The following is a 14,097-nucleotide window of genomic DNA, read 5'->3' on the forward strand; positions in this document are numbered from 1 at the left end:
TTGACGAGCAACCCACCCGACCAGATCCGCAGGCTGCTGGTGGCCAACCGGGGCGAGATCGCCCGGCGTGTGCTGCGCACCTGCCGCCGCCTCGGCATCTCCACCGTCGCGGTGCATTCCGACGCCGACGCCGACGCGCCGCACGTCGTCGAGGCCGACCTCGCGGTCCGCCTGCCCGGCGACGCGGCGGCCGACACCTACCTGCGCGGCGACCTGCTCGTGTCGGCCGCGCGCGCCACCGGCGCCGACGCCGTGCACCCCGGGTACGGGTTCCTGTCGGAGAACGCCGGGTTCGCCCGCGCGGTCGTCGACGCCGGGCTCACCTGGGTCGGGCCGCCACCCGAGGTCATCGAGTCGATGGGCTCCAAGGTCACCGCGAAGCGGATGATGGCCGAGGCCGGCGTGCCGGTCCTCGGCGAGCTCGACCCGTCGGAGGTGACCGAAGCCGACCTCCCGGTGCTGGTCAAGGCATCCGCGGGCGGTGGCGGCCGGGGCATGCGGGTGGTGCGCGCGCTGGCCGAGCTGCCCGCCGAGATCGAGTCCGCGAGCGCCGAGGCGTTGTCGGCGTTCGGCGATGCCACCGTGTTCTGCGAGCCCTACCTGGAGTCCGGCAGGCACATCGAGGTCCAGGTCATGGCCGACGTCCACGGCGCGGTGCGGGCGGTGGGGGAGCGCGAGTGCTCCATCCAGCGGCGGCACCAGAAGGTCGTGGAGGAGGCCCCGTCGCCGCTGGTGGACGAGGGGATGCGGGAGCGGCTGTTCGACGCCGCCCGCGCGGCGGCCAAGGCCGTCTCCTACGTCGGGGCGGGGACGGTGGAGCTCCTGGCCACCGGCGACGGGCGGTTCTTCTTCCTGGAGATGAACACCCGGCTGCAGGTGGAGCACCCGGTCACCGAGTGCGTCACCGGCATCGACCTGGTGGCGTCGCAGCTGGCCGTCGCCGAGGGGCAGCGCCTGCCCGACGAACCGGCACCGCCGCGCGGGCACGCCGTCGAGGTCCGCCTCTACGCCGAGGACCCGGCCGAGGACTGGCGCCCGCAGAGCGGCACCCTGCACCGCTTCGAGCTGTCCGATGTGGACGCAGAGTTCGACGTGCCGGGGACGGTGGGCATCCGCCTGGACAGCGGCGTGCTCAGCGGTTCGCACGTGGGCGTGCACTACGACCCGATGCTGGCGAAGGTCGTCTCGTGGGCGCCGACCCGCGCGCAGGCGGTGCGCAGGCTGGCCGACTCGCTGGCGCGGGCCCGCATCCACGGCCTGAAGACCAACCGCGACCTGCTGGTGCGCGTGCTGGAGCACCCGGCGTTCCGCGCGGGTGACACCGACACGTCGTTCTTCACCACCCACGGCCTGGCCGAGCTGTCCAGGCCGCTGGCCGACGAGCGGGCGGAGGCGCTCTCGGCCCTCGCCGCCGCGCTCGCCGAGGCCGCGGCGAACCGCCGCGACACCGCCGTCGCGCCCGGGCTCCCGAGCGGCTGGCGCAACGTGGTGTCGATGCCGCAGACCAAGCGCTTCGCCGGGCCGTCCGGGACGCACGACGTCGGCTACCGGCTGGACCGGGACGGCCTGCGCGCCGAGGGGTTCGACGACGTCACCTTCGTGCGGGCCGAGCCCGGCCGCGTGGTGCTGGCGGAGGCCGGCGTGCGCCGGACCTTCGACATCGCGCGCTACGGCTCCCGGGTCGAGGTCGACTCGGTGTCCGGACCGGTGGCGCTGACCAGGTGCGAACGGTTCCCCGACCCGTCGGCCGACGTCCCCGCGGGATCCCTGGTCGCGCCGATGCCGGGGACGGTGACGCGCGTCGCGGTCGCCGAGGGACAGCAGGTGCGCGCCGGAGAGCCGCTGCTGTGGATGGAGGCCATGAAGATGGAGCACCGCATCACCGCTCCGGCCGACGGCACCGTGGCCGAGCTGCCCGTGTCGGCGGGGCAGCAGGTCGAGATGGGCGCGGTGCTCGCGGTCGTCCGCACCGAGTGACCGCCCGACACCGGAAAACCAGCGTTCAGACGGAGGAAGCATGGGTTTCGAGGAGACCGCCGAGCGCAGGGCGCTGCGCAGCGCCGTCGCCGAGCTCGGCGAGCGCTACGGCTACGACTACTACGTGCGCCAGGCCCGTTCCGGCGGGCAGACCACCGAGCTGTGGCGGGAGGCGGGCAAACTCGGCTACCTCGGGGTGAACATCCCGGAGGAGCACGGTGGCGGCGGCGCCGGCATCTCGGAGCTCTCCATCGTCCTGGAGGAGCTCAGCGCCGCCGGGTGCCCGCTGCTGATGATGGTGGTCTCGCCGGCCATCTGCGGCACGGTGATCGCGCGGTTCGGCACCGACGAGCAGAAGCGCCGCTGGCTGCCCGGGCTCGCCGACGGTTCGCTCACGATGGCCTTCGCCATCACCGAACCCGACGCGGGCTCGAACTCCCACCGCATCACCACCACCGCGCGCCGCGACGGCGGCGACTGGGTCCTGTCCGGGCGCAAGGTCTTCATCTCCGGCATCGACGTCGCCGACGCGGTCCTCGTCGTGGGCCGCACCGAGGACGCCCGGACCGGCAAGCTCAAACCCGCGCTGTTCGTGGTGCCCAAGGACGCGCCGGGGTTCGAGGCCCAGCACATCGAGATGGAGCTGGTGAGCCCCGACCGGCAGTACTCGCTGTTCTTCGACGACGTCCGGCTGCCCGGCGACGCGCTCGTCGGCAGCGAGGACGCCGGGCTGCTCCAGCTGTTCGCCGGGCTCAACCCCGAGCGGGTGATGGCCTCGGCGCTTGCGCTCGGCACCGCCCGCCACGCCCTGGGCAAGGCCGTCTCCTACGTCAAGGAGCGGTCGGTGTGGGGCACCCCCATCGGCTCGCACCAGGGGCTAGCGCACCCGCTCGCGCAGGTCAAGATCGAGCTGGAGCTGGCCCGGCTGATGGCGCAGAAGGCGGCGCACCTCTACGACAGCGGGGACGACGAGGCAGCGGGCGAGGCGGCCAACATGGCCAAGTACGCCGCCGGGGAGGTCGCGGTGCGATCGGTCGACCAGGCCGTGCAGAGCCTGGGCGGCAACGGGCTGACCACCGAGTACGGGGTGGCGTCGATGCTGAGCGCGTGCCGGCTGGCCAGGGTGGCGCCGGTGAGCCGGGAGATGATCCTGAACTTCGTGGCCCAGAACTCGCTCGGGCTGCCCCGGTCCTACTGAGCCTGCCCGGCCGCCCACCGCGGCGACCAGCGATTTAGGCTGGTCGGAGGCGAGAGCACGAGGAGGACCGGTGACCGCGACCGCCGCGCGCAGACCCCAGCAGGACCGCAGCCGGGCGACCCGGCGACGACTGCTGGAGGCCGCGGTCGACTCCCTGGCCGAGCACGGCTGGACCGGCACCACGGTGTCGGTGGTCGCCGAGCGCGCCGGGGTCTCCAGGGGGGCCGCCCAGCACCACTTCCCGACCAGGGAGGACCTGGTCACCGCGGCGGTCTCGCACGTGACCGACGCCCGGATCAGCGAGATCCAGGAGCAGATCACCAAGCTGCCCAGGGGCAAGGGCCGCACCGAGGGCGTGGTCGACATCCTGGTGCGCCTCTACACCGGCACCGTCTTCCGCGCCGCGCTCCAGCTGTGGGTGGCGGCGTCCTCCGACGAGGCGCTGCGCGAGCAGGTCGTCCCGGTGGAGGCGCGGGTGGGCCGGGAGGCGCACCGCCTGGCGGTCGAGCTGCTCGGCGTCGACGAGTCGGTGCCCGGCGTGCGCGAGACCGTGCAGGCCACCCTGGACATGGCGCGCGGCCTGGGACTGGCCAACGTCCTGACCGACGACAGCAGGCGCCGCCGCGGCATCGTCCGGCAGTGGGCCCGCACGCTCGACGCCGTGCTGGAGGAAGGCCGCAGGCCCGAGAGCTGAGGCGCGACTCGCCGGCGGCCGCGAGGTGCGCTCGGCGCTTGGTGCTTCCGTCCGATGTGGCCGAAGGCCGCCGTCCTACCCGCGTCGCGGAGTGCTCTGGTCGGGTACCAGGAACTCGCTGATGATGCCGGGCGTGGCGATGTCGGCGAAGCGCGCCGCGTCCCGCACCGAGTCGTCGGGAATCCGGTACCCCTGCTCAACGGCGGCGACCGCGGCGGTCACGGTCTGGACCCCGGCCCGGCGGGAGAACGGTGACGAGCTGAACGTCCACGCCACGATGCCGCGCCGCTGCAACGCGACCGAGGTCCGGCGGAACGTCCCCGACCGCGCGACCACGTATTCCCCGTCGAGGCCGTGGCCCAGGTTCCGGTACGCGTCGGCGGATGCTGCCCGTCGACGACGGGGTCGGCCACCAGCGCGGCGAGGCCAAGCAGCGCTTCCCCGACGTGGACCCGCACGTGCTCGACCCCATGGTGGAGTGGCTGGAAAGCCCCGAGGCACCGGCGGAGATGCGCTGGAAGCTGCTCCAGCGGGGTCTGTGGGTCCACGGCGTGGCGACCCTGTTCGACTACATGCGCGCGAGGGTTTCGCTACCGCCACCCACTCTGCTGAGCAGGGTGCACAGGAGCTTGCAGTGCTGACGAGGCCTAGTCTTGGCAGTCGCGCCGGTCGGGCCGGCGCGCTGGCGGGAAGGAGGCCCGGTGGGCCGGGAAAGCGCGGGGCAGGTGCTCGCGGCGAACTTGCGGGCGCTGCGGGAGCGAGCCGGTCTGTCATTGTCGGAAGTGGCGCGCCGGTCCGGCATCGCGAAGGGAACGCTGTCGCAGCTGGAGTCCGGGGCGGGCAACCCGACGATCGAGACAGTGTTCAGTTTGTCGAACGCTCTCTCGGTGCCGGTGTCGTCGTTGCTGACCGAGCGCCTCGATCCCGAGGTCGTGCTGGTCCGGTCCCGCGGGCTGGAGGTGCTCAGCAGCAACGCGGTCGACCTGCGCATGCTGCGGCGGATGGACCTCACCGAGACCGTCTTCGAGCTGTACGACCAGCGGGTCCGTCCCGGCGAGGTGCAGCGCTCGGAAGGCCATCCCGGCCGCGAACACGTGGTCGTCACCTCCGGTGTGCTCAGGGTGGGACCGCCCGACTCGCCGTTCGAGCTGGAGGCGGGCGACTACGTCTGCTTCCCCGCCCGGCAGCCGCACATCTACGAGACGGTGGGCGGGCCGGTGGTCTCGGTGCTGCTGCTGGAGTACCCGGCCGACGCCGGACCGCCCGCGCTCGGCGGTTCGTGCGCGACGCCGCAGCCCGAGTGAGCAAGCCGGGGGCATTGGACAGGAGGCGGCCGCCGGGCTCGTCCTGAACCAGCCGGGGTTGACCTGGATCACACCCGGACTTAGTCTCCCATCGTTCATTGAAATGAACGTCGGGAGTCCGGTTTGCAGCATTGCGATGTCGTGGTCGTCGGCGCCGGAGTCATCGGTGCCGCGTGCGCGGAGGCGCTGAGCGCCCGGGGTCTGCGGGTGACCGTGCTCGACCGCGGCGCCCCGGCCGCAGGTACGACGGCGGCAGGCGAAGGCAACGTGCTCGTCTCCGACAAGGCACCTGGACCGGAACTCGAACTGGCCAAGGCTTCCCGGAGGATCTGGCCGGAGCTTCTCGACGGATTGCGCGCCGAACTCGGCGAGGCGCTGACCGGCGTCGAGTGGGAACCCAAAGGCGGCATCGTCGTGGCGACCACCGACGAGAGCGCCGGACCGCTGGTCGAGTTCGCCCGGGCGCAGCGCGCGGCGCAGGTCCGCGCCGAGGTCATCACCGCCGCGCAGGCGGCCGAACTGGAGCCGCACCTGACGCCCCGCGTCACCGCCGCTGTGCACTACCCGGACGACGCTCAGCTGCAGCCCGTGCTCGCCGCGACGACGTTGCTGGCGGCGGTGCGGGCCAGGGGCGGCGAGGTGCGTCCCGGCGTGGCCGCGCTCGGCGTTGGCCGCCGGGCCGACGGGTCGGTCGCCGAGGTGCGCACGAACCGCGGCGCCGTGCCGTGTGGAGCCGTGGTGAACGCGTGCGGACCGTGGGCGGGCGAGTTCGCGGCCGTCGCGGGCGCACCGGTGGCGGTGCTCCCGCGCCGCGGCCTGGTCCTGGTCACCGGGCCGCTGCCGGAGGGCACGGTGCGGCACAAGGTATACGACGCCGACTACGTCGGTGCCGTCGCCAGCGGCGACGCCGATCTGCAAACCTCCACAGTGGTCGAGTCGACCAGGGCCGGGACGGTGCTGATCGGGTCGAGCCGCCAGCGAGCCGGATTCGACGAGACCATCCGCCCCCGCGTGCTGAGCGAACTCGCGCGCAAGGCGGTCGGGTTGTTCCCCGTCCTCGCCGACGTGCCGGTGATGCGCGCCTACGGCGGATTCCGCCCGTACGCGCCGGACCACCTGCCCGTCATCGGCGCGGACCCCAGGATCGCGGGCCTGTGGCACGCGACCGGGCACGAGGGCGCGGGCATCGGGCTGGCGGCGGCCACCGGCCGGCTGCTGGCAGAGCTGTTCACCGGAGGGGAACCGGTGGTCGATCCCGAGCCGTTCCGGGTGGACCGGCCGGCCGTCGTGCGGGAGGTGTCGGTGTGAACGTCTTCGTGGACGGCGCGCGGGTGCGGGCGCGGCCGGGCCAGACGGTGGCGGGGCTGCTGCTGTCGCGAGGACAGGTGTCCTGGCGCAGCACTCGCCGAGGTGGGCGGCCGCGCGGCGTGTTCTGCGGGATCGGGGTCTGCTTCGACTGCCTCGTCGTGGTCAACGGGGTCGCCGATGTCCGGGCGTGCCAACGGGTTCTGGAGGACGGCGACGAGGTGCGCACGCAGCGCGGAGCGGAGCTGCCGTCGTGACGGTCGTCGTCGTGGGTGCAGGCCCGGCGGGAATCGCCGCCGCGGGCGCCGCCGCGCGAGCGGGCGTGCGGGTTGTGCTCGTGGACGCCGCTGCCAGGCCCGGCGGGCAGTACCACCGGCAGAACTCCCTTTCCCCAGAAGGAGAATTCGGACTCCCGGAGGGCGTCGAGCACCTGGCGGACAGTTCGGTCTGGGCGGTCGAGCCGATCGACGGCGGACACCGGGTGCACGTCCGAACCGGTAGGGCCGACGGTCCGGGCCGCCGAGGCCGCCGCGTCGACACCCCGGCCCTGGTGCTCGCGACGGGCGCGTACGACCGCGCGCTGCCGTTCCCCGGCTGGACGCTGCCCGGCGTCTACACCGCCGGAGCGGCGCAGGCGCTGGTGAAGGGGCAGGGGGTCGCGGTCGGCGACCGGGTGCTGCTGGCCGGAACCGGCCCGTTCCTGCTGCCCGTTGCGGAGTCCCTGCTCGATGCCGGAGCCGGAGTTCTCGGCGTGTTCGAGGCGGGACGGCCGTTCTCCCGGTGGCTGCGCGACCCGCGAGGGATGTTCGCCGGCAGGGGCAAGCTAGCCGAGCTCGCCCGGTACGCCCGTGTGCTCGCCGCCAACGGCGTCCCGTACCGGACGCGCACCACGGTGATCGCGGCGCACGGCGTGGACCGGGTCGAAGAGGTGACGACGGCTCGGCTCGATCCCGACTGGAACGTGCTGGCGGGCACGGAGCAGCGGGTCCGGGTGGACGCGGTGTGCGTCGGATTCGGCTTCACACCTCAGCTCGAACTCGCCGTCGCCGCCCGCTGCAAGCTGCACGACGGGTTCGTGCTGGTGGACGCTGCGCAGGCGACGTCGGTGCCCGGGGTGTTCGCGGCCGGGGAGATCACCGGCATCGGCGGCGCGGAGCCGGCCGCCGCCGAAGGCGAGGTCGCGGGCACCGCGGCGGCGGTGCGGCTCGGAGCCCGGCCCCCCGTGCCGCACCGGGCGCTGCGTGCGGTGCGGCACGGGCGCCGGTTCGCGGCGGCGTTGGCACGCGCGCACCCGGTCCGTCCCGGATGGCAGGGACGGCTCGCCGACGACACGCTGGTCTGCCGCTGCGAAGAGGTGGACCACCGGGAGCTGCGCGAGGCGGTCGGCGGGCGCGAGGCCTCGGGCGCGCGGTCGCTCAAGCTCGTCAGCCGGGTCGGACTGGGCCCGTGCCAGGGCCGGATCTGCGGCCCCAACGTCGCCGACCTGGTTCCCGGGATCGATCCCGCCGCGCTCGCACGGCGCCCCGTGGCCGTCCCGGTGCGCCTGGCCGAGTTGTCCGAATCGCCAGCACCGCAGGAGGAAACCGAATGACGCACGAGAAGCTCGGCGGAGTCGTCGTCGCCACCGCGCTGCCCTACGCCGCCGACCCCGCCGCACCCGCGGGACTCCGGGTCGACCTGGACCGCTACGCCGAGCACTGCCGCTGGCTGGTCGACAACGGCTGCCGCGGTGTCGGTCCCAACGGCTCGCTCGGCGAGTACTCGTCGCTCACCGACGACGAGCGCCGCGCGGTCGCCCGCACCGCCGTCGACGCGATCGGCTCTGACGGTGTGGTCGTGGTCGGCGTGCACGGCGTCGGCTCCCACCAGGCGAGGCAGTGGGCGGAGCGGGCCGCCGAGGACGGCGCGGACGGCGTGCTCTGCCTGCCGCCGACGATGTACCGCGCGAACACCACCGAGGTGATCGGCCACTTCGAGCAGGTGGCCGCGGTCGGGCTGCCGGTGATGGTCTACAACAACCCGATCGACACCAAGGTGGACCTCACGCCGGAGGTCGTCGCCGAGATCGCCCGGATCGACAACGTGGTGGCGGTCAAGGAGTTCTCCGGTGACGTGCGGCGGGTGCTGCGGATCCGGGAGCTTGCCCCCGAGCTGGAGGTCGTCGCCGGGGCCGACGACGTGGTGCTGGAGTCGCTGCTGATGGGGGCCACCGGCTGGTTCGCCGGTTTCCCCAACGTGTTCCCGGCCGAGTCGGTCCGGCTCTTCGAACTGGCCAGGGCGGGTGAGCTGGAGGAGGCCCGTGCGCTCTACGAGCCGCTGGTCGCGGCGTTCCGGTGGGACTCTCGCACCGAGTTCGTGCAGGCCATCAAGCGCGGAATGGAGATGGTGGGCAGGTTCGGCGGTCCGTGCCGTCCGCCGCGCGGCCCGTTGCCGCCCGAGGAGCTGGCCGCGCTGGAGGCCGACATGCGCAGGGCCGTCGACCACCTCGCGGCGCGACCGGTGGTGGCCTGAGATGCGGGCGGCGAGGTACTTCGCGGCGGTCGACTCGCACACCGAGGGCATGCCGACGCGGGTCATCACCGGCGGTGTCGGCACGATCCCGGGCGACAGCATGGCCGAGCGCCGGGAGCACTTCGCGGCCGAGCTCGACCACGTCCGCGAACTGCTGGTGAACGAGCCGCGCGGGCACGCCGCGATGAGCGGGGCGATCCTGCAACCGCCGACCCGGCCCGACGCCGACTGGGGAGTGCTCTACATCGAGGTCTCCGGCTGCCTGCCGATGTGCGGGCACGGCACGATCGGCGTGGCCACCGTGCTGGTGGAGACCGGCATGGTGGCTGTCAGCGAGCCGGTGACGCGGGTGCGGCTGGACACCCCAGCCGGACTGGTGGTCGCCGAGGTGGCGGTGCGCGACGGCCGAGCCGAGTCGGTCACCATCCAGAACGTGCCCGCGTTCCCGGTGCGGCTGGACGCCGAGGTCGAGGTCGAGGGCATCGGCCGGATCGTCTACGACATGGCCTACGGCGGCAACTTCTACGCGATCACGCCGATCAGCGCGATCGGCGTAGAGTTCGACAAGTCGCGGAAGGACCAGATCCTTTCGGCTGGTCTGTCCATCATGGACGCGATCAACTCCCGGGACCGCCCGGTGCACCCGGTCGACCCCGGCATCGGCGGCTGCAAGCACGTTCAGTTCGTCGCCCCCGGCCGGGACGGCAGCCACGCCCGCAACGCGATGGCGATCCACCCCGGGTGGTTCGACCGCTCGCCGTGCGGCACCGGCACGTCGGCGCGCATGGCGCAGTTGCACGCGCGCGGCGAGCTCGCGCTGGGGCAGGACTTCGTCAACGAGTCGCTGCTCGGCACCCGCTTCACCGGCCGGCTGGTGGCCGAGACCGAGGTCGGCGGTGTACCGGCGGTGGTGCCCACGATCACCGGACGCGCGTGGATCACCGGCATGGGTCAGTACCTCCTCGACCCCGCCGACCCGTTTCCACGCGGCTTCACGCTTTGACCTGATCGGCCCCCGGCGCGCCGGTCCGGATGACACCGGGGGAAGCCCGTTTCCCGTTGCTTCACACCGGTGGGCGCAGGCCCTCCGGGCGACCCGTGCTGGCCAGAACCCGCGCTGCCCATAAGACGGGCCGCGCAGAAGCACGAAGCCCCGGATCGCATGACGATCCGGGCTTCGTCCAGCTTGGGTCAGCTACCGTTGCACGACACAGTGGCGAACTGTCCCGAACCGCTGTTCTCGGCAACAACCTTGCCGTCCTTGATGATCCGGCACGTGATCTTGCCGCTTCCGCCGTTCATGCCGTTGGTCGCGGTGATCGACAGGGGCATGAAGAACGACTTCTCAACGGTCAGCTCCTTGCGCCAGGGGAGGGCAGCGCCCGTTTCCCGGTCCGCAAGGTGCCGTACCGGGTGACGTGGGTGGTCGGGGTGGTCTCCGCGCTGATCGCGGGGCTGCTGCCGATCAGGGAGGCCGCGGAGCTGACCAACGTCGGCATCCTGGCGGCGTTCGTGGTCGTCGCGGTCGTGGTGCTGCGCAGCACGAGGCCCGGCCTGCCGCGCGGCTTCCGCTGCCCGTGGGTGCCGTTCGTGCCCGCCGTCGGGGTGCTGTCCTCGATCTGGCTGGTCAGCGAGCTGACGTGGGTGACGTGGGCGCGCTTCGCGTCGTGGCTGGTCGTGGGGATGGTGGTGTACCTGGCGTACGGCTACCGGCGGTCGGCGCTGCACAGCCGTGTGCGTCATTCCGGCGCCGGTGTGGGGTGAGACCCGCCGTCCGCAGGAGCGTGCCGGTGCCGGTTGCGCGGTAGGCTGGTCGACCGGGATCCGGGAAGAGGAGGGCCGGTATGCCAGCGGCGACGTCGACGGAGGTGGACGCGGTCGCCATGCTGCGCGCCATCGCGCACCCGACCCGCCTTTCCATCGTGCGGCGGCTCGCCGTGGAGCCGGAGACCTGCGCCTGCGACTTCACCGAGGTCTTCGGGGTGAGCCAGCCGACGGTCTCGCAGCACCTCAAGGTGCTCCGCGACGCCGGGCTGGTCACCGCCGCCCGCCGGGGCACCAACATCTGCTACTCGGTCCGAGCCGGGGCGGTCGACGCCCTGGCCGAGGTCGTGGAGAGCCTGCGGGGTCCGGCCACGGCCGACTGAGCACGGGCGCGGAGCCCTCTCCTGACCGTCCACTTGGGACGCGGGGCGGCCGTGGAGGCGACACCCCGCCGCTTGAGCAGGGTTCCGCGATCACGACCGTTCAGCCGCGCGGCCCTTGTCGGTGCGGAGCAACGCATCTACTTTCGGGTCGGGGAGAACCGGTCGCGGTTCCGGTCACGCCGCCGGTGCGTGGCTGAGGGCGGCCCGTGGAGGAAGGGGTGGATCCGTGCGACTCGGAATGCTCACCGCCTGCCTCCCCGAGTGGACCCTGCCCCAGATCGCCGCCTGGGCGTCGCGCGCCGGCTACGAGGCGCTGGAGGTGGCGGTCTGGCCGGGGACCGGCGGACGCGACTTCGAAGCGAGCCACCTGCCCGTCGCCGGCTTCGGCCCGCGCGAGGTCGACCAGACGCTCGCGCTGTTCGACCGCCACTCGCTGGGCCTGTCCGCGCTGGCCTACTACGAGAACAACCTGCATCCGGACCCGGCGCGGCGGGAGGAGATCCGCACCCACCTGCGGCACGCCATCGACGCCGCGCAGGCGCTGGGCGTGCCCTACGTCGGCACCTTCGTCGGCCGGGACTGGACCAGGCCGGTCGCCGACAACATCGCCGAAGCCGAGCGCGTGCTGCCCGAGCTGGTCGACTACGCCGGCGAGCGCGACGTCGGGCTCGTCGTCGAGAACTGCGTGATGGAGGTCTGGCACCCCGACGGCTACCCGGGGAACCTGGCGTACTCGCCGCAGCTGTGGGAGTGGGTGTTCTCGCTGGGGTTCCGCCTGAACTGGGACCCGTCGCACCTGCTGCGGATCGGCATCGACCCGGTCGCCACGATCGCGCCCTACGCCGACCGCATCGTGCATGCCCAGGCCAAGGACGTCGAGATCGACGCGTCCGCGCGGCAGCGCTACGGGTTCTTCGGCAGGGCCGGTGACCGCGAGCGCCCGTGGGAGGCGGGCTGGTGGCGCTACCGGGTGCCGGGGCTCGGCGAGATCGACTGGGTCCGCGTGGTCGACCGCCTCCACGAGCGCGGCTTCACCGGCACGCTGTCGGTCGAGCACGAGGATCCGGTGTGGAGCGGCGATCCGGACCGCACCACCCGGGGTCTGCGCATCGCCCACCACACCCTTCGCCCGCTGGTCGCCGGCTGAACAGGAGCCCCGATGCCCGCCGCCACGCTCTCCGCCCAGCTCTACAGCCTGCGCGACCGGCTGGCCGCCGACCGCGACGCGACGCTGCTGCGCCTGGCCGGCATCGGCTTCGGCCACGTCGAGCCGTTCGGGCTCGGCGCACCGGACCGCACGCGGTCCGAGCGTTCGGCGTCGGCACGCGCCCTGCGGTCGGCTCTCGACGCGGCGGGGCTGTCGGTCTCCGCGGTCCACGCCGCGCTGCCGCGCGATGCCGCCGAACTGGCCGAGGAGTGCGCGATCCTCGGCACCGCGACCGCGTTCGTCCCGCATCCGCGCCTGGTGGACGGCTTCGACGAGGACACCTTCGCCGACCCCGGGCGCGTCGACGCCCTCGCCGACGTGCTCGCAACCGCGGCCGAGGCCCTCGCGCCGCACGGTGTGCGGCTCGGCTACCACAACCACTGGTTCGAGTGGGCCCGGCTGCCCGACGGCACGACCGGCCACGACCGCTTCTGGTCCAGGGCGGGCGACCGGCTCGCCGCCGAGGTGGACCTCTACTGGGCGGCCGCCGGGGGAGCCGAGCCGGCCGCGGTGCTGTCGAACCTGGGCGACCGCGTGCTCGCCGTGCACCTCAAGGACGGCCCCGCCGAGCCCGGGGCGCCGCAGACACCGCTCGGCAGCGGCGCCGTCGACGTCGTCACCGTGCTGCGCGAACACGGCGGGATCGGCTGGCACGTGGCCGAGATCGACACCACCGAGCTGGACCCCTTCGACCTGCTCGAGGTCAACGCCACAACGCTGGTGGAGGCCGGGCTGTCGCGCTGGTGAACACCGGTGCGGCCGCGGTCCGCCCTGGTTGCCCGCGGGATGGACGCGAACCTAGGATTGCGATCAAGGGGTCTCGCGGCCCGGGGGGAAGCCGTTCGAGGAAGGTGGCGCGTGGCGAATCTGGGTCCTGAGGGGCAGAGCTGGTTCCGGCGTTTCCACACCGCCCCGCAGGGCGCGACCCGGTTGGTGTGCTTCCCGCACGCGGGCGGCTCCGCCAGCTCCTACCTCCAGCTCTCCAAGGAGCTCTCCTCATCGCTGGAGGTTTTCGCGGTGCAGTACCCGGGCAGGCAGGACCGCCGTGGCGAGCCCGGGTTCGCGAGCATGACGGCGCTGGCCGAGCGGATCGCCGAGGTCATCACCCCGCTGCTGGACCGGCCGTTCGCCTTCTTCGGCCACAGCATGGGCGCCATCGCCGCGTTCGAGGTCGCCCGCCTGCTGGAGGCCCGGGGTGGCGGCACACCCCGCGCGCTGTTCGCGTCCGGCCGCAGGGCCCCGACGACCAGCCGGGACGAGTCGGTGCACAAGCGCGACGACAAGGGGCTGATCGACGAGATCAGGCAGCTGAGCGGGACCGACAGCAGGCTCTTCGACGACGAGGAGATCGTGCAGATGATCCTGCCGTCCCTGCGCAGCGACTACACCGCCATCGAGACCTACGAGTACCGGCCGGGCCCGGACGTGAGCTGCCCGATCGTCGCGCTGGCCGCGGACGCCGACCCGAGGGTCACCATCGAGGAGGCCCAGCAGTGGAAGCAGCACACCGCTGACGTCTTCCACCTGGAGACCTTCCGCGGCGGGCACTTCTACCTCAACGACCAGGTGCCGCAGGTGGCGCGGACGGTCACCGCGCACCTCGGGGCCGCGGCCGGCGGCTGACCCCGCTGCCCGGAACCGCGGGCGAGCGGCGGGATTCGTCTGCGCGAACCCCAGCGCGAGGTGGGTCTCGGCTGCCCGAACCGCGGCGAGTGGTAGGACTCGGACCCAGGTGTTGACGCGCGGGAGCGGAG

At 73.2% G+C, this 14,097-nt stretch carries 17 protein-coding genes; 15 read left to right on the plus strand and 2 right to left on the minus strand.

The features are described from left to right. The 3 genes from SACE_RS15710 (at position 1) to SACE_RS15720 (ending at position 3,869) form a co-directional block, all read left to right on the plus strand. Positions 1-1,977 carry an acetyl/propionyl/methylcrotonyl-CoA carboxylase subunit alpha gene (locus SACE_RS15710; RefSeq protein WP_011873972.1) on the plus strand — a complete coding sequence of 659 codons (1,977 nt, stop codon included), beginning with the start codon at positions 1-3 and terminating at the stop codon, positions 1,975-1,977. Between the two features lie 40 nt (positions 1,978-2,017). Beyond that, positions 2,018-3,175 (plus strand): acyl-CoA dehydrogenase family protein, encoded by a 1,158-nt coding sequence (locus SACE_RS15715; RefSeq protein WP_009945570.1) that lies wholly within the window; start codon positions 2,018-2,020, stop codon positions 3,173-3,175. A 70-nt stretch (positions 3,176-3,245) separates the two neighbouring features. After that, a complete protein-coding gene (locus SACE_RS15720) occupies positions 3,246-3,869 on the plus strand; it encodes a TetR/AcrR family transcriptional regulator (protein ID WP_009945569.1) in 624 nt (207 codons plus the stop codon). A gap of 75 nt (positions 3,870-3,944) precedes the next feature. Here the strand turns inward: SACE_RS15720 and SACE_RS39735 are convergent, their stop codons facing one another. Beyond that, positions 3,945-4,370 carry a PH domain-containing protein gene (locus SACE_RS39735; RefSeq protein WP_269453538.1) on the minus strand — a complete coding sequence of 142 codons (426 nt, stop codon included), beginning with the start codon at positions 4,368-4,370 and terminating at the stop codon, positions 3,945-3,947. Between SACE_RS39735 and SACE_RS15730 the strand changes: the two genes are divergently transcribed. The 7 genes from SACE_RS15730 to SACE_RS15760 all read left to right on the plus strand — a co-directional run bounded on the left by SACE_RS15730 (position 4,253) and on the right by SACE_RS15760 (position 9,992). Continuing rightward, a complete protein-coding gene (locus SACE_RS15730; protein WP_009945566.1) occupies positions 4,253-4,510 on the plus strand; it encodes a hypothetical protein in 258 nt (85 codons plus the stop codon). The two genes, SACE_RS39735 and SACE_RS15730, sit on opposite strands and share 118 nt — an antisense overlap. 60 nt (positions 4,511-4,570) lie before the next feature. Continuing rightward, positions 4,571-5,173: a helix-turn-helix domain-containing protein gene (locus SACE_RS15735; protein ID WP_009945565.1), complete on the plus strand. Its 603-nt coding sequence runs from the start codon at positions 4,571-4,573 to the stop codon at positions 5,171-5,173. Between the two features lie 123 nt (positions 5,174-5,296). After that, positions 5,297-6,481 carry an NAD(P)/FAD-dependent oxidoreductase gene (locus SACE_RS15740; protein ID WP_011873974.1) on the plus strand — a complete coding sequence of 395 codons (1,185 nt, stop codon included), beginning with the start codon at positions 5,297-5,299 and terminating at the stop codon, positions 6,479-6,481. Beyond that, on the plus strand, positions 6,478-6,735 hold the full coding sequence (locus SACE_RS15745; protein WP_009945563.1) for a (2Fe-2S)-binding protein: 258 nt from the start codon (positions 6,478-6,480) through the stop codon (positions 6,733-6,735). The genes SACE_RS15740 and SACE_RS15745 overlap by 4 nt, the downstream gene beginning before the upstream one ends. Beyond that, complete coding sequence (locus SACE_RS15750) at positions 6,732-8,069, plus strand: FAD/NAD(P)-dependent oxidoreductase (protein ID WP_009945562.1); 1,338 nt, start codon at positions 6,732-6,734, stop codon at positions 8,067-8,069. The genes SACE_RS15745 and SACE_RS15750 overlap by 4 nt, the downstream gene beginning before the upstream one ends. Next, positions 8,066-8,989: a dihydrodipicolinate synthase family protein gene (locus SACE_RS15755; protein ID WP_009945560.1), complete on the plus strand. Its 924-nt coding sequence runs from the start codon at positions 8,066-8,068 to the stop codon at positions 8,987-8,989. Before SACE_RS15750 ends, SACE_RS15755 begins: the two co-directional genes overlap by 4 nt. A gap of 1 nt (position 8,990) precedes the next feature. Further along, on the plus strand, positions 8,991-9,992 hold the full coding sequence (locus SACE_RS15760) for a proline racemase family protein (protein ID WP_009945559.1): 1,002 nt from the start codon (positions 8,991-8,993) through the stop codon (positions 9,990-9,992). Positions 9,993-10,180: 188 nt separating this feature from the next. Here SACE_RS15760 and SACE_RS38695 read toward each other — a convergent pair whose 3' ends face one another. After that, positions 10,181-10,321, minus strand: a complete 141-nt coding sequence (locus SACE_RS38695; protein WP_009945557.1) for a hypothetical protein — start codon at positions 10,319-10,321, stop codon at positions 10,181-10,183. An 81-nt stretch (positions 10,322-10,402) separates the two neighbouring features. Here SACE_RS38695 and SACE_RS38700 point away from each other — a divergent pair, with 81 nt between their 5' ends. The 5 genes from SACE_RS38700 (at position 10,403) to SACE_RS15785 (ending at position 13,966) form a co-directional block, all read left to right on the plus strand. After that, a complete protein-coding gene (locus SACE_RS38700) occupies positions 10,403-10,753 on the plus strand; it encodes an amino acid permease C-terminal domain-containing protein (RefSeq protein WP_009945555.1) in 351 nt (116 codons plus the stop codon). A gap of 80 nt (positions 10,754-10,833) precedes the next feature. Continuing rightward, entirely contained in the window at positions 10,834-11,136 is a 303-nt protein-coding gene (locus SACE_RS15770) for an ArsR/SmtB family transcription factor (protein WP_009945522.1), read from the plus strand. A 226-nt stretch (positions 11,137-11,362) separates the two neighbouring features. After that, entirely contained in the window at positions 11,363-12,283 is a 921-nt protein-coding gene (locus SACE_RS15775; protein WP_011873976.1) for a sugar phosphate isomerase/epimerase family protein, read from the plus strand. 12 nt (positions 12,284-12,295) lie between these two features. Next, a complete protein-coding gene (locus SACE_RS15780; protein WP_009945519.1) occupies positions 12,296-13,090 on the plus strand; it encodes a sugar phosphate isomerase/epimerase family protein in 795 nt (264 codons plus the stop codon). A 111-nt stretch (positions 13,091-13,201) separates the two neighbouring features. Beyond that, positions 13,202-13,966, plus strand: coding sequence for a thioesterase II family protein (locus SACE_RS15785; protein WP_009945517.1), 765 nt, complete (start codon positions 13,202-13,204; stop codon positions 13,964-13,966). Positions 13,967-14,097: the final 131 nt, after the last annotated feature.

Source organism: Saccharopolyspora erythraea NRRL 2338, from assembly GCF_000062885.1.
In the GTDB taxonomy this organism is placed as follows: Bacteria; Actinomycetota; Actinomycetes; order Mycobacteriales; family Pseudonocardiaceae; genus Saccharopolyspora_D; species Saccharopolyspora_D erythraea.

What these genes read in the sequence shown, in the direction of transcription:
- SACE_RS15715 (WP_009945570.1), top strand. Translation starts at nt 2,018, where the DNA reads ATGGGTTTCGAGGAGACCGCCGAGCGCAGGGCGCTGCGCAGCGCCGTC.
- SACE_RS15730 (WP_009945566.1), top strand. Translation starts at nt 4,253, where the DNA reads ATGCTGCCCGTCGACGACGGGGTCGGCCACCAGCGCGGCGAGGCCAAG.
- SACE_RS15755 (WP_009945560.1), top strand. Translation starts at nt 8,066, where the DNA reads ATGACGCACGAGAAGCTCGGCGGAGTCGTCGTCGCCACCGCGCTGCCC.
- SACE_RS15760 (WP_009945559.1), top strand. Translation starts at nt 8,991, where the DNA reads ATGCGGGCGGCGAGGTACTTCGCGGCGGTCGACTCGCACACCGAGGGC.
- SACE_RS38695 (WP_009945557.1), bottom strand. Translation starts at nt 10,321, where the DNA reads ATGCCCCTGTCGATCACCGCGACCAACGGCATGAACGGCGGAAGCGGC.
- SACE_RS15770 (WP_009945522.1), top strand. Translation starts at nt 10,834, where the DNA reads ATGCCAGCGGCGACGTCGACGGAGGTGGACGCGGTCGCCATGCTGCGC.
- SACE_RS15780 (WP_009945519.1), top strand. Translation starts at nt 12,296, where the DNA reads ATGCCCGCCGCCACGCTCTCCGCCCAGCTCTACAGCCTGCGCGACCGG.